We start from the raw sequence: 15,225 nt of genomic DNA, 5'->3' as shown, positions 1-15,225 counted from the left end.
GACATGATACGAATTGCAATAAATGGCTTTGGACGAATAGGTCGGAATGTATTGCGAGCACTTTACGAAACCGCTCGATATGAACAAATCAAAATTGTTGCAATAAATGAGATTGCCAATCCCGAAGGCATTGCTCATTTATTAAAATATGATACTGCCCATGGTCGATTCGGCTTTCCTGTCTCGTTGGATGGTGATTGTTTAAATGTGGCTAACGACAGTATTCAATTATTACAGTTTCCCACTTTAGACAAGTTACCTTGGGCTGAACTCGGTGTTGATTTGGTATTGGAATGCACAGGTGTGCATAACGACAGGGCCGACGCTGAAATTCATATAGCTCAGGGCGCTAAAAAGGTACTCTTCTCCCATCCGTCAACACCCGATATGGATGCCACTGTTATTTATGGTGTCAATGATGATTTGTTGCAACAAGACGACCGAATCGTATCCAATGGTTCCTGCACTACAAACTGTATTGTGCCTGTGATCCAAGTGTTGGATAATGCATTTGATGTACTGAGTGGCACAATCACTACCATTCATTCCTCAATGCACGATCAACAAGTTATTGATGCTTATCATACTGATTTGCGCCGAACTCGTGCCGCAAGCCAATCCATTATTCCCGTTGATACCCGATTAGCTGCAGGTATTGAGCGCATTTTGCCTAAATTTGCCGGAAAATTTGAAGCCATCGCGGTCAGAGTGCCTACAATTAATGTAACCGCAATGGATTTAAGTGTAACTGTAGATAAAAAAGTCTCGATAGACGATATTAATCAGGTATTGAAACAAGCAGGTCAGGGCAGATTAAATGGAATATTGAGTTACACTGAAGAACCGTTGGTATCAGTAGACTTCAATCACGACCCACACTCTTGTATCGTAGACGGCACGCAAACCAGAGTGAGCCATAAGCAATTAGTGAAAACCTTGGTTTGGTGTGACAATGAGTGGGGGTTTGCAAATCGAATGTTAGATACAGCGCAAGCTATGTTTCGTGTCTAAACAATAATGTAATTATTAACTAATATACTTAATGATTTGAAAGATTAACTATCCATAAAAGCAAGATTAAAGGAAGCAATATGTCGATACTCAGTATGGCTGATTTAACTCTCACAGATAAACGCGTGTTAATACGCGAAGATCTCAATGTGCCGGTAAAAGACGGCAAAGTGACCTCAGATGCGCGCATTAAAGCGGCCTTGCCAACAATTAAGCTAGCCCTGGAAAAAGGTGCAAAGGTGATGGTGATGTCTCATCTAGGCAGACCCACCGAAGGTGAAGTTGATCCTCAGTATTCATTGCAGCCTGTTGTCAATTATTTAAACGAGCACCTTGATTGCCCAGTCAGATTAGCAACCGATTATTTGAATGGCCTTGAAGTGGCAACAGGCGAAGTCGTTGTATTAGAAAACGTGCGCTTTAATGTGGGTGAGAAAAAAGACGACGAAACGCTATCAAAACAGTATGCAGCCTTGTGTGACGTTTATGTTATGGATGCGTTTGGCACGGCACATAGAGCGCAAGCATCAACCCATGGTGCAGGTAAATTTGCCCCTGTAGCTTGTGCTGGCCCTCTTCTAACTAACGAGTTAGATGCCTTAGGTAAAGCGTTAGATAACCCAGCTAGACCTATGTTAGCCATTGTGGGTGGATCTAAAGTTTCAACAAAATTAACGGTTTTAGAATCACTTTCTGGTAAAGTTGATCAACTTATCGTTGGTGGCGGCATTGCCAATACTTTTATCGCAGCTCAAGGGCATAATGTGGGTAAATCCTTGTATGAAGAAGATTTAATCCCTGAAGCCAAGCGTTTAATGCAGACAGCAGCGGATAATGGTGGCAATATTCCTGTACCCGTAGACGTGGTGACGGGGACTGAGTTTTCCGAAAGCGCATCAGCTAGTCTGAAAGCCGTGACTCAGGTCAGCGATGAAGACATGATTTTTGATGTTGGACCTCAAACTTCCAATCAACTTGCCGCTTTAATTAGACAAGCTGGCACTATTGTATGGAATGGTCCAGTTGGCGTTTTTGAATTCGATCAATTCGGTGAAGGAACGAAAGCAATCTCTCTGGCAATTGCACAAAGTAGTGCTTTTTCAATTGCCGGTGGTGGCGATACTTTGGCAGCGGTAGACAAATATGGTATATCTGACCAAGTTTCGTATATTTCAACAGGCGGTGGTGCTTTCTTGGAGTTTTTAGAAGGCAAAACTTTACCTGCTGTAGCAATGTTGGAAGCAAGGGCAAAAGAGTAACAATCGAGAGTTTTTTTACTCTCACAACAAGAAGTGTAATGAAGCACTCAATAAAAGTTTTGTAGACTACTCAAATAAAAAGGAGTGTTGCTAATGGCATCACAAGCACAACTAGACATGCTTAAAAAAATAGAGTCCGATAATGGATTTATAGCGGCCTTGGATCAAAGTGGTGGTAGTACCCCAAAAGCATTAAAGCTGTATGGTGTAACCGAAGATGAGTATAACGGTGACGAAGAGATGTTCGATAAAGTGCATGAAATGCGCACTCGAATCATCACCAGCAATGCGTTTAATGGTAAGCGAGTATTAGGCGCTATTTTGTTTGAAAATACCCTAGACAGAGATATTGAAGGCAAAGCTAGTTCGCAATATTTGTGGCAAGAAAAACAAGTTGTTCCCTTTCTGAAAGTGGATAAAGGGTTGGAAGCGGAAGAGAATGGCGTACAGTTAATGAAAGGGATGCCAGGCTTGGATCAGGTTTTGGATAAAGCCAACGCAAAAGATGTCTTTGGTACCAAGATGCGTTCAGTGGTGAAATCTGCTAACCCTGCTGGTATTAAAGCGGTAATTGAACAGCAATTCCTAGTAGGTAAACAAATATTGGCGAAAGGGCTTATTCCTATTATCGAGCCAGAAGTTGATATTCATGCTGTTGATAAAGAAGCCGCGGAATCTTTGCTTAAAGCTGAAATTTTAACGCAACTTGATGCTCTTCCAGATACCCAAAATGTAATGTTAAAACTGACTTTGCCCGAAGTGAATGGTTTTTATACCGAATTGATTGAGCACCCTCGTGTACTGAAAGTTGTTGCTTTATCTGGCGGCTATTCAAGAGAAGAAGCCAACAGTCGTTTAACTGCAAACAAAGGTATTATTGCTAGTTTTTCACGAGCGCTTTCAGAAGGTTTATTCGCGCAACTTTCTGATCAAGAGTTTGAAGATACATTGGATGCTTCTATCGAAAGTATCTATCAAGCTTCTATTACCTAATTTTAGTGTCAATAGCTAATCAAGCCGGACCTTTGTTCGGCTTTTTTATTTTCTGGCTAGTACATCTGAAAAGATTTAAGAAATTGACTAGGAAAAGGCCAGTTTATAGTTCAATACGCTGAGGTATTCAGCTTCTCGGGCTAAATCTGCACTGATGATTGGTTTGTGCAATAACCATTGTTCAGGGAAGGTTATTTGTATCGATTTGTCATCAACTACAACTGCAAAATCAGGCAGAAAATCATCTTGTCGCTTGATATTTAACAGCACACCTAAGCGTAAAATGACAATCAGCTTTTTTACCACTTCCGAATCAAATTGCCAAAACTCAGGTAGTTCGTCTGGGCGAAGTTTTTTGCGGTGAAATCGGGTTAACACAGACAGCAGAACCTGTTGTTCTTGGTTAAAGCCGTGTAAGTCCACGTTTTGTAATATGTAACCAGAATGGCGCTGAACCCCTCGAGAATTTATTTGTAAACCCACTTCATGTAGCAGCGCAGCCCAACTCAGTAAGTTGCGATACTGTTGACCGCCAATTTTCCAGGCCTTTTTACATTGGTTGTAAACGGCTAATGTGGTTACATGCACACGTTTGGCCTGGTCCACATCTACATCATAACGAGTCGCTAGACTTTGCGCTGTGCGTTCACGGATATCGTGATGGGCCAATTGCTCTTCCATTTCGTAGAGCACGCCTTCTCGCAACGCAGCTGCAGAATATTCCATTGTGGTTATTTTTAAACTTTTGAAGATGCCAATTAAAATGGAAATGCCGGCTGCTAAAACTGGAACTCGGTCTTCGGTGACCGCTAATTTTAGGTCTTTTATATGGCCGGCAGATATACATTTATCGCGCAATGCTTTTAGATCGTCCAGCGATACAAAGCCCTCTGGATTGGCATCATCTAAAGATTGGGCTAATAGCACTATCGCTTTAATTGTACCCGAGGTGCCTATACAGTGCCGCCAACCTAGTTTTATGTATTTTGCATCTATCAATTCCAGCTCTTGCTGTGCGGCGGTAACCGCTTTTTTGAACGCCCCGGAAGAAAGAGAGCCATTGGCAAAAAAACGTTTTGTATAACTCACACAGCCCATCTGTAAACTGCGCATGATTTTGCTTTCAAAACCTTCGCCAATGATAAATTCAGTTGAACCTCCGCCAATATCTACCACTAGCCTTTGGCCATCATTTTGAACCGTATGTGCCACACCTGAATAAATTAAACGGGCTTCTTCAATGCCGGATATAACTTCAATTGGATAAGGTAAAATTTGTTTGGCCGCCTGAATAAACTCTTTGGCATTTTTGGCTTTTCGCAGGGTGTAAGTGGCAACAATTCTAACTGTGTCTGGCTCAAAGCCTTTAAGACTTTCCGCAATAATCTGCAAGGTGTCTAAGCCTCTTTGCATGGCTTCGTCTGACAATCGGTTATGCTTATCTAAACCATCAGCCAAACGCACTTTCTGCTTAACGCGATGTAATATCTGAACACTACCGGCAACAATACGTGCGACCACCAAATGAAAACTATTGGAGCCAATATCTAGGGCCGCAACTTGGGTTGTAGGGCGTGCTTCAATATTACTAAAGGCTTCGCTTAATTCAGACATGTATTCAAAGGTTCCTTAACCCGTTCACTTTCCAATATAGTGTATTATTCTAGTGATTTAAGATAGTGGTATATTTCAACTTGCGAGCGCAATTTTTTTCGATTTCCACGTTTCACATAGTTATTGGTTTGCTCTGCATCAATTACCCGCGCTTTAATAGTATCTTTAAGTTGAAGTTCGAGAATATGAATAATTTGCTGCTTTAAATCGTCATCATAAATAGGACAACCCACTTCGATACGGTTATCCATATTTCTTGCCATCCAATCGGCAGAGGATATATACACTTTGGGTTTCCCACCATTGGTGAAAACCGTCACTCGAGGATGTTCTAAGAAACGATCGACAATACTAATAATAGAAATGTTTTCACTGACCCCCGGTATGTTAGGGATAAGGGAGCACATGCCACGCACTATGGCTTTCACTTTTACGCCAGCTTGACTGGCCCGGTAAAGGTCATCAATTAACTGTTGGTCAACAAGGTTATTCACTTTTAATATGATGCCCGATGGCAACCCTTCATTGGCATTTTGTATTTCTTGGCGTACTAAAATTTGGATTTTGGTACGTGCATTCAGCGGGGATACCTGAAGGTGCTGAAATTTATTACGGCGGTAAGGTAGTTGAATTAAATCAAATACCCATATGGCCTCTTGAGCTAACTCTTGATTACGGGTAAAAAGACTAAAGTCGGTATAAATTTTGGCGGTCTTTTCATTAAAGTTACCCGTTCCGAAATGGGAATAATGAACTAACTCACCTTTTTCTTCACGACTGACAACACATAATTTACTGTGAATTTTAAAAGAAGGAGAACCTAACACCACACGAATCCCTGCATCTGTCATGGTTTTAGACCATTCAATGTTGGCTTCTTCATCAAAACGGGCTCGCAGTTCAACCACCACAGTCACAGTTTTACCGTTGTCTACTGCATCAATAAGTGAATTCACAATTCGCGATTTATTGGCTACTCGGTAAATATTAAGGCGGATATGTTTTACGCTCGGGTCAAACGCCGCTTGGCGAACAAACTCGGTAAAATGTAGAAATCGATGGTAGGGGTAGTAAAGTAAAATATCTTTGTGCTTGATGGCATCAAATGCGGTGTCGAAATCAGTAAATAAATGGGTATTAATCGCGGGTAGCGGTGGGTTTTCTAAATAACTTCTACCCACATTCGGGAAACCGATAAAGTCTTTGAAGTTTCGATAGGCTCCGCCGGCAATCAAACTATCAAAGGAACTTATTTTTAGTCGCTTCTTTAGATTTTTAAGCATTTCTTCGGGCATATCAGCATCGTATATAACCCTAACCGGCTCAGCAATTAAGCGCTGTTTCATGCTTTCAGACATTTTTTCTACGAAGCTTTCATCAATCTCATCGTTAATTGAATATTCTGAGTCTCGGGTTACTTTAAACGAATAGGCTTCCAATTCATCAAATTCAATAAAACCTTTAAAAACAATGCTTAAGCAGAGTTGAATAACATCGTCAATGAGTATGATATGTTTCTTTTTTCGGCTTTTTTCTGGCGGAATTTGAATAAAACGGGACATGGCTTCTGTGGGCAACTCGATGGTCGCGTATTTAGTTGCCCGGTCTTTTTTATAAATTGCCACATATAAATAGGTACCAAAGTCGTTTAAACGGTCAACTAGATTTACTTTTTTGTGCAGTAAAATTGGCGCTATATGCCGTAATATCTTATTTTTAAAATAGTTGGTGAGCCACTCGTGTTGGTATGGCGTGAGTTGGTTTTTATCTACAATGTAAATGTTGTAACGCTTTAGCCCATGCACAACATCATCGTATACTTTTTCAAAACTGTCCGTTAGATCTACCACTTTGTTTTGAATCTGTTCCATCAACACCTTGGTATTTTCCGCCGCTTTTTCGTTCCCTTCCTCTAGATGGATATAAATTAGGCGCTTTACTTCGGCTACTCTAACCCGATAAAACTCATCCATATTGCTTGAATAGATGCCCAAGAAACGGATTCTCTCAACGATTGGGTTATGTTGATCGGCGGCTTCTTGCAATACTCGTTCGTTAAATGAAAGCCAACTGAGTTCTTTTGGATAATAGATTTGTTCTGGATACATTAGTTACCTGATTTTTCTCGCGCGTTTTCAATAGGATGGAATGTTCCATTGTTTGTATGACAGTTTTGTTAAATTGTGTAATTTCATTGTAAATTACTAACGTAAATCAACATCAACAATCAAATCGTTGGCAATATCTTCAAGTGCCTCGGAAAGTTCATCTAGCTGGAAACCCGAAGGAATAGCCACAACGGCATGGGCCTTAAACAATAAACTGCCCCAATTAGGCGCGCTTTGACAACTGGATTCAAACTTAATGATATTGATATTAAATCGGTTCAAGGTTGATGTCAGCTCTTGCACAATGCCGGGCTTGTCATTGCCCATAATGTCAATTTCCACGATATCAGGTTTATCATCAGTTTCGTTGTCAGCACTGACCGAATGGATGGTGAGGTCGGGATGTTTTTGTAAGAAGTCGATTAGGGTGTCATGATTTTCAACAGGGATATCGACCTCGACAAAACCTGCAAAGTGACCCGCCATATAGGAAAAGTTACTAGCTAACCAATTCCCTCCTAAGGAATAAACTTTTTGCGCGAGTGATACTACTAGCCCTGGTTTATCTTTTCCGATTAGGGTTAAAATTATCGGTTTCATTGCAATCCCCTTCGACTTAACTATTTTAGAGTTATACCTTCAGGGTTATCCCCGATAGGTCTAATTTTCAGTTGTACTAACATCATAGCCTAATCATATGATAATTCGTAAATTAATCATTGTGTAGATAGGCATATTTTAAACATAGATTCATCATTCTAACGTGTCCCGACTAAAAAGATTGTCACTTGCCTGTTTGCAGATATCCATTACACTAGGCACAATTTTAAAAGTAGGGTTAGTTTTGTGAGTCAATCATCAGTTGATGAATCATCGTCTAGCAACACCCAAACGGTGAAAGTCGCCCGTTTAAGAAAAATTAAAAACCGTCTGGTTGCTGGAGCTATCGCAACGTCAGGATGGTTGGTTTTGCTAACGCTCGGGTTATTACTTTGGCAATTGCTTATTCAAGTGTTGCCATTGACTCGTGATGTCAGCATTACGCAAACACACCAATATGCTATTTCCCCCAATGAACGGATTTTGTATATGGGAGATGTGGTGAATGCGGTACCCATCATCACCCAAGATCAAGATTGCCGAATAAATTTTTATTCTCAATCAGCAGAAACGCCAAATGCCAGCTTAAGAAAAAGTAAAATTATGCCATTGTTATGCACTGACCAAATCAAAGTTAAGTTCTTTGATGGTCAGCTCTATCTGGCCATATTAAGTCATTCTGGCATTTTACGGATCGAAAAGCTCAATCAAGTAGATAAACAGCTATTTCCTGAGTTGGAGATGTCGTTAGCGGTCACCGAGATAAACCACCTAATTGCGACCAATCAATTTGACTTTCAACTTAGCAACAACACTATCATGCTTTCAGTGCAACAGGGTAAAAGCTGGAAGGTCTATAATATTGATAGACGCAGCAAAAATAAAATTGATGTGGTCAACGTTGAACGTGCGCGGCACCTTAAATTACTACCACGAATTGGTAAATTTGTGTATGTGGCTGATAGTAAACTGGTTACCCATGATATCGCCACTGGCCGCTTAAATCGTATCGCTTTTGAGGATGCCATTAGTTCATTGAATGTATTTCCTAGCCAACGTTCATTGTTTATTAGTTTACGGGATAAAACACTGCAAAAATGGAGCATAGTGAACTCCAAAGGGCAATTAGTCTTTGAACCCATGTACTCGATTGTGATTGAACATCAACCGCAACAAATTTTAATTCACCAATCCGAGAATGCGGCCTTTATCGTTGATAATAAACATCAATTAAAGGTCATCAATTATGTCACTGGTGAGCAGGTTAGCGATGTATTCACAAACGATATCAACAATCATGTCTCATTAAGCCAGAACATTTTGTATTCGGCGACGGATAACACCATTCATGTATGGGAAGTTGAGTCCATTTCTGCGGTAAATACCATGCAATCTTTGTGGGGGAAAAATACGTATGAGGGCTATCCTAAACCTGATTATGTATGGCAAACGACCTCGGCAGCGGATTATCACGAAACTAAATTTAGTTTAGTTCCCTTGGTCATTGGCAGTTTAAAAGCCTCTTTTTTGGCATTACTAATTGCAGTTCCCTTGGCTGTGTGTGCAGCCATGTATACCGGTTTTTTCGCACCACCAAGGTTACGTAATTGGATTAAGCCGAGTATCGAAGTGCTCGAAGCTATCCCTTCTGTGGTTCTGGGCTTTATTGCTGCGATTTGGTTAGCGCCCTTAGCAGAACAATTTATCTTGTCATTGTTGCTTTTTGTTTTGTTATTACCCCTGGTTTTGGTTTTGTTTGCCCTTTTACATCAACCATTGGTGGAACGTTTGCCACAGCGCTTTAAACAAGGGTGGGAGTTGCCCATTGCGAGTGTTTTACTCATTGGCTTAGGTTTTTTTGTTTATTCGATTACGGACGTCTTGTCGATGGTAAGCACTAATCTTCAAGGACATTGGTGGTTACCAATAGATAGTTTAGAAAATATTAATAAAAATACCCTTGTTGTTGCGTTGGCATTAGGAATAGCCATAGTGCCTAGCATTTATTCGCTCGCTGAAGATGCGATTTATGAAGTGCCCGATAGTCTCAAACAAGCATCTTCCGCTTTGGGGGCTACGCGGCTACAAACTCTCCGTAAAGTGGTGTTGATTTTGGCGTATCCAGGTATTTTAAGTGCCATCGCTTTAGGGTTAGGCAGGGCCTTTGGGGAAACCATGATCGTTCTGATGGTCACTGGAAATACCCCCGTTGCTGATTGGAATTTGTTATCTGGTTTACGCACCCTAACCGCTAACTTAGCCATTGAAATGCCAGAATCAGAAGTGGGTAACAGTCATTACCAAATTCTGTTTTTAACTGCTCTAGTACTATTTCTATTTACCTTTGTATTAAATACCTTTGCAGAGTTACTTCGACAGTGGTTGAGGAAGAACTATCAACATGGCTAATTGGAAGTTTAATCTCGACCAAAAACAATCAGTGGCAACCAGCTTTACCGCAGCGGTGGCAGGCTTTTTAGTGTTAGTTTTAATCGCACTGTCGTTTTTTATTTTTATTCGAGGTGGAGGCTTTTTTTGGCCGCAAAATATTCAAACTATTATTTACCAACAACCTGATGGAAATTATCAGACTCAGTTTGTAAAGTTGGATGCCAAAACAATGCGTGTTGGTGAAGAGATTATGCATTACCGCTATTCTTCTGTACAACAACTATTCAGTGGCCAGTTGACCCTTAAAAAATCAAGTATTATCAGTATTGAAGAGATCCCCGATGTGGTAGTGGTTGAATTAAAAAACGGCGGGACAGTGATTGCTCAATTTTTATCAATAATGGATGCATCGGGCAATACTTTAGGCTTGGAAAAGTTTGATAGTGTTCAAGGGGAAATTAATCAATTAATTGCATCTGTTGAATTAATTCGTCAAGGCGAATTGGCTGATATCCATCGAGCTCTAGCCAGTTTGGATCAGCGGGGGGTTAAGTCTGATGCTCCAGCCCGCGTAAAGTTAGCTAAACGGTTTTATGAATTGCAGGATGCCCTTAAGGATGTGGAGGGAATCCTCACAGGTTATGCACTCACAGTGGCATTTGCTGATGGCAGTACTTATTCAATAAATCTTCAGGATATTCGCGAGTTGCGCACTCCAAATGCCATGAGCCTGAAAGATAAGCTTGCTTCCTCGTTTGCTGCATTTGCCTCTTTTATTAGCGACTCACCAAAATTGAACAATACCTCAGGCGGGGTTTTCCCTGCGTTATTTGGTACTATTGTGATGGTGCTGTTAATGACGTTATTCGTTACTCCATTTGGCGTGCTAGCCGCAGTGTATTTGCATGAATATGCTCCGCGCAATAAAATGACGGCCCTTATTCGTATTTCGGTGAATAATTTGGCAGGGGTACCTTCCATTGTGTACGGTGTTTTTGGTTTAGGTTTTTTTGTATACGTGGTTGGGGCAAATATTGACAAGTTACTCTTCTCCAACGAACTTCCCGCGGCAACGTTCGGCGCCCCGGGGATATTTTGGGCGTCACTAACAATGGCTATTTTGACCTTGCCCGTTGTCATAGTTGCCACAGAAGAAGGTTTACGACGGGTGCCTCAGTCGTTGCGCGATGGCAGTTATGCCCTTGGAGCAACACAAGCTGAAACGATTTTTAAGATGATTTTGCCTATTGCGAGTCCAGGGATCATGACTGGTGTCATACTCGCAATGGCCCGTGGGGCCGGGGAAGTCGCACCTTTGATGTTAATTGGTGCTGTGAAGTTCGCGCCTGCGTTACCCGTAGACGGGGAATTTCCCTTTTTCCATTTACAACGCCAATTTATGCACCTAGGTGTACTAATATATGACGGTGCATTCCATAGTCAAAATATTGGTAATGGCTCTTCATTTATATTTGCCTGTTGCATGTTGTTACTGTTAATGGTGTTGAGTTTAAACTTAATCGCTATCTTTATTCGTAATCGGCTGCGTAAACAATATACACAGAATTAGAGTACAGGAATACATGTTAAAGTTATTTGAACATGACAAATTAGATGTCAATAATTTATCACCAGAGCAAACCGCCATTGAGGTGAAGCAACTCAATTTGCGTTTTGGTGAGAAACGAGTGCTCGAAGACATCAATATGTTAATCCCTAAAAATCAGGTGACCGCACTGATCGGTCAAAGCGGCTGTGGAAAATCTAGCTTAATTAGCTGTTTCAACCGAATGAACGATTTATTGCACGGGTGTGAAGTATCTGGTCAGGTGATAATTTCTGGTAGTGATATCTACCATCGTAAACAAAATGTTGCGACTTTGCGTACTCGTGTTGGCATGGTATTTCAGAAACCCAATCCGTTTCCCATGTCAATTTTTGAAAATGTGTCCTATGGTTTGAAGTTACAAGGTGTCCATGAACGAAGAAAACTTGATGACGCAGTTGAGCAGGCATTACGTGAAACCGGACTTTGGAAAGAAGTTCGCGACCGTTTATTTGAATCGGCGTTAACCCTTTCAGGCGGTCAACAACAACGTATGGTAATCGCTCGTGCTTTAGCGTTAAAACCTGAGATCCTTTTGCTTGACGAACCCACTTCAGCACTTGACCCATTAGCAACATTACATATTGAAGAATTGCTTAATCAACTGAAGAAGCAACACACTGTTATTATAGTCACCCATAATATGCAGCAGGCTGCAAGGGTATCTGACTATACTGCGTTCATCCATGAAGGTAAGGTTATTGAATACTCTGACAGTGATAGTTTGTTCACAATGCCTAAACGCAAGCAAACAGAGTCTTATATAACCGGACGTTACGGGTAGGAACCACGCTAAATGGCTTACATAGAAATCAATACCCATATCTCTGTTGGTTTTAACAAGGAACTTGAAGATCTCAAGAACTCAGTGCTGACTATGGGAGGCCTGTTAGAGCAGCAACTAAATGATACTTTGCATGCCTTAAAAACAAATAATGCTGGTTTAGCTGAAAAAGTGGTAATTAATGATAAAGAAATTAATTCCATGGAAATTCAGATTGATGAAGAATGCATGCGAATTATTGCTCGACGTCACCCAACGGCTAGTGATTTGCGCTTAATTATGACGATAGCCAAAGCAACTGCCGATATTGAACGCATGGGAGATGAAATAGAACGGGTAGCAAAACTGATCTCTCATTCTAATGTACCTGACTCGGAGACACTCAAGTCGAGTATGTTGAATATTGGTGAACATGTATTAGAAATGCTTAAAGATACCTTAGATGCGTTTGCACGCTTGGATATAATGGCTGCGCAGAAAACGTATGAAAATGATGAATCAATAGATGCCCAGTACAAAGACTTACTCAGTATTACTATTTTAGAAATGCAACAACATTCCGATGAACTTGAAAATTGGTTGGAGGTCCTTTGGGCCTTGCGCTCATTTGAGCGTATTGGAGATAGGTGCAAGAATGTCTGTGAATACGTTATATTTTTGGTGGAAGGCTCAGCTAACCGCGACATCTAAATAGAGGGTATTGAGAGTCGTTTTTTTAGCGTAAATAGTGCTTTTTTTAAGCGCATTCGATTTTGTGATTTTTCTATAAACCCTTTTATTCAAAGGGTTTCAGCGGGGTCATAAAAATGTCATATAAACAGGTTAGTCTTTCGCGTATGATTCAGGCTTCTGGATTGGCTAACCGATTATTTTAGAGATACATAATGTCAACAAACTCATTTCTTGGTGTTTTTGCCAAATCGCCACTGAAGCCGATTGAAGATCACATTGATCTAGTCGATCAGTGTACTCAATTGCTCGCTGTATTTTTTAAACATGTTTATGAATGTGATTGGACTCGCGCAGAGGATGTGCAACAACAAATATCTCAACTGGAAAAACAGGCAGACAAGGTCAAACGTGAATTGAGAACAAACTTACCGACAGGTTTGTTTATGCCCATTCAACGTCAAGACATACTTGCACTGATAACTCAGCAAGATAAATTGGCCAATAAAGCAAAGGATATTTCTGGTCGCATTATAGGTCGTCAATTACAGATCCCCGAATCATTACAGGAGTCATTTAATGCTTATCTGCTTAGGTGTCTTGATGCTTCATCTCAAGCTAAAAATGTCATCAATGAATTAGATGAATTATTGGAAGCGGGTTTTAAAGGTAGGGAAGTCGATTTAGTTGAAAGAATGATATCCCAACTAGATGAAATTGAAGATGAAACTGACAGTATGCAAATAAACATGCGTAGTTCTTTAATGAAATTGGAATCTGAAATGAATCCTGTCGATGTTATGTTCTTATACAACATCATTGAATTAGTCGGTGGTTTAGCCGATACCGCAGAACGAGTCGGTGCTCGACTTGAATTGATGTTAGCAGGATAAAAAGGCGTACCTCTATGGAAATTATTAATGACTACGGGTTTATCCTGATCGTTGTTGCGGCTGTCGTTGGGTTTTTGATGGCTTGGGGGGTTGGCGCTAATGATGTTGCGAATGCCATGGGAACCTCTGTAGGCTCTAAAGCGTTAACCATTAAACAAGCAGTATTTATTGCAATGGTGTTCGAATTTGCCGGCGCTTATTTAGCCGGTGGGGAAGTGACTTCTACCATTCGGAAAGGCATTATTGACACTAGCTATTTCATTGATTCCCCCGATTTACTCGTATTTGGAATGATATCTGCGTTGTTTTCAGCTGGCATTTGGTTAGGGGTTGCATCTTATTTGGGGTGGCCGGTATCCACTACTCACTCTATTATAGGTGCCATTGTTGGTTTTGCCGCCGTCGGCGTAGGTGCAGATTCTGTAGACTGGACTAAAGTTGGCGGGATTGTAGGTAGTTGGGTAATTACACCTGCTATTTCCGGTTTTATCGCCTTTTTGATTTTCATGAGTGCCCAACGTCTTATCTTTGATACCGATAATCCGTTTAGAAACGCCAAACGCTATGTGCCCTTCTATATGGCATTTGCTGGCTTTGTAATGTCGCTAGTCACCATCACGAAAGGGTTGAAGCATGTAGGCTTGCACTTTACCTTCTTTGAGGCTTGCATACTTTCGATAGTTATTGCCGTTGTTGTTTCTACTATTGGTCGTTTGTATATAAATCGACTCAAGTTTGACGAAAGTCTCGACAGATCAATGCATTTTACCAATGTTGAAAAAGTATTTGCTATTTTGATGGTTGTTACTGCCTGTTGTATGGCATTTGCTCATGGTTCAAACGATGTAGCCAATGCAATTGGACCTTTGGCAGCGGTTGTTTCAGTGGTCAATAGCCAAGGTGAAATCAGTTCTAAAGCTGCCTTGGATTGGTGGATACTCCCCCTAGGAGCACTCGGTATTGTTGCAGGATTAGCCTTGTTTGGTCACCGAGTAATTCGAACCATAGGAAACGGCATTACCCATTTAACGCCCAGTCGTGGATTTGCGGCTGAGTTAGCAGCTGCCTCCACAGTGGTGCTTGCTTCAGGTACTGGCTTACCCATCTCTACTACACAAACTCTAGTAGGGGCTGTGTTAGGAGTAGGAATGGCACGTGGTATCGCTGCACTGAACTTGGGGGTTGTGCGAAACATCGTGATTTCCTGGGTTGTTACTCTACCTGCAGGTGCCGCTTTATCAATTATATTCTTTTTCATGCTCAAAGGTATATTTGCTAGTTAGTCTAAAATTGACAG

At 41.0% G+C, this 15,225-nt stretch carries 12 protein-coding genes; 9 read left to right on the top strand and 3 right to left on the bottom strand.

Going from position 1 to position 15,225, the window contains the following annotated elements; genetic code table 11:
* The first annotated feature begins 3 nt into the window (after nucleotides 1–3).
* The 3 genes from epd (at nucleotide 4) to Q4574_RS05675 (ending at nucleotide 3,263) form a co-directional block, all read left to right on the top strand.
* Nucleotides 4–1,011, top strand: a complete 1,008-nt coding sequence (epd, locus tag Q4574_RS05685; protein ID WP_303472462.1) for an erythrose-4-phosphate dehydrogenase — start codon at nucleotides 4–6, stop codon at nucleotides 1,009–1,011.
* Between the two features lie 80 nt (nucleotides 1,012–1,091).
* Nucleotides 1,092–2,270 carry a phosphoglycerate kinase gene (locus Q4574_RS05680; RefSeq protein ID WP_303472460.1) on the top strand — a complete coding sequence of 393 codons (1,179 nt, stop codon included), beginning with the start codon at nucleotides 1,092–1,094 and terminating at the stop codon, nucleotides 2,268–2,270.
* Nucleotides 2,271–2,363: 93 nt separating this feature from the next.
* Nucleotides 2,364–3,263 carry a fructose bisphosphate aldolase gene (locus tag Q4574_RS05675; RefSeq protein ID WP_303472459.1) on the top strand — a complete coding sequence of 300 codons (900 nt, stop codon included), beginning with the start codon at nucleotides 2,364–2,366 and terminating at the stop codon, nucleotides 3,261–3,263.
* Between the two features lie 87 nt (nucleotides 3,264–3,350).
* On the opposite strand, the gene ppx is transcribed toward Q4574_RS05675, so the two are convergent.
* The 3 genes from ppx to Q4574_RS05660 all read right to left on the bottom strand — a co-directional run bounded on the left by ppx (nucleotide 3,351) and on the right by Q4574_RS05660 (nucleotide 7,585).
* A complete protein-coding gene (gene ppx, locus Q4574_RS05670) occupies nucleotides 3,351–4,877 on the bottom strand; it encodes an exopolyphosphatase (protein WP_303472457.1) in 1,527 nt (508 codons plus the stop codon).
* Between the two features lie 44 nt (nucleotides 4,878–4,921).
* Nucleotides 4,922–6,985 (bottom strand): polyphosphate kinase 1, encoded by a 2,064-nt coding sequence (gene ppk1, locus Q4574_RS05665; protein ID WP_303472455.1) that lies wholly within the window; start codon nucleotides 6,983–6,985, stop codon nucleotides 4,922–4,924.
* A gap of 96 nt (nucleotides 6,986–7,081) precedes the next feature.
* Nucleotides 7,082–7,585: a glycine cleavage system protein R gene (locus Q4574_RS05660; protein WP_303472453.1), complete on the bottom strand. Its 504-nt coding sequence runs from the start codon at nucleotides 7,583–7,585 to the stop codon at nucleotides 7,082–7,084.
* A gap of 246 nt (nucleotides 7,586–7,831) precedes the next feature.
* Here Q4574_RS05660 and Q4574_RS05655 point away from each other — a divergent pair, with 246 nt between their 5' ends.
* The 6 genes from Q4574_RS05655 (at nucleotide 7,832) to Q4574_RS05630 (ending at nucleotide 15,211) form a co-directional block, all read left to right on the top strand.
* Nucleotides 7,832–9,994, top strand: coding sequence for an ABC transporter permease subunit (locus Q4574_RS05655; protein WP_303472452.1), 2,163 nt, complete (start codon nucleotides 7,832–7,834; stop codon nucleotides 9,992–9,994).
* The gene (pstA, locus tag Q4574_RS05650; protein WP_303472450.1) at nucleotides 9,987–11,546 is read left to right on the top strand and encodes a phosphate ABC transporter permease PstA; all 1,560 of its coding nucleotides are present in this window, start codon (nucleotides 9,987–9,989) and stop codon (nucleotides 11,544–11,546) included. The genes Q4574_RS05655 and pstA overlap by 8 nt, the downstream gene beginning before the upstream one ends.
* 13 nt (nucleotides 11,547–11,559) lie before the next feature.
* Nucleotides 11,560–12,366: a phosphate ABC transporter ATP-binding protein PstB gene (gene pstB / locus Q4574_RS05645; protein WP_303472448.1), complete on the top strand. Its 807-nt coding sequence runs from the start codon at nucleotides 11,560–11,562 to the stop codon at nucleotides 12,364–12,366.
* Nucleotides 12,367–12,378: 12 nt separating this feature from the next.
* Complete coding sequence (gene phoU / locus Q4574_RS05640; protein WP_303472446.1) at nucleotides 12,379–13,056, top strand: phosphate signaling complex protein PhoU; 678 nt, start codon at nucleotides 12,379–12,381, stop codon at nucleotides 13,054–13,056.
* 194 nt (nucleotides 13,057–13,250) lie between these two features.
* Nucleotides 13,251–13,928 (top strand): TIGR00153 family protein, encoded by a 678-nt coding sequence (locus Q4574_RS05635; RefSeq protein WP_303472444.1) that lies wholly within the window; start codon nucleotides 13,251–13,253, stop codon nucleotides 13,926–13,928.
* A gap of 14 nt (nucleotides 13,929–13,942) precedes the next feature.
* Nucleotides 13,943–15,211: an inorganic phosphate transporter gene (locus Q4574_RS05630; protein WP_303472442.1), complete on the top strand. Its 1,269-nt coding sequence runs from the start codon at nucleotides 13,943–13,945 to the stop codon at nucleotides 15,209–15,211.
* The last annotated feature ends 14 nt before the right edge of the window (nucleotides 15,212–15,225 follow it).

Source organism: Aliiglaciecola sp. 3_MG-2023 (assembly GCF_030548205.1).
Lineage (GTDB): Bacteria > Pseudomonadota > Gammaproteobacteria > Enterobacterales > Alteromonadaceae > Aliiglaciecola.
Note: the sequence above shows the minus strand (reverse complement) of the source record. Positions and strands in the feature narration are given on the sequence as shown.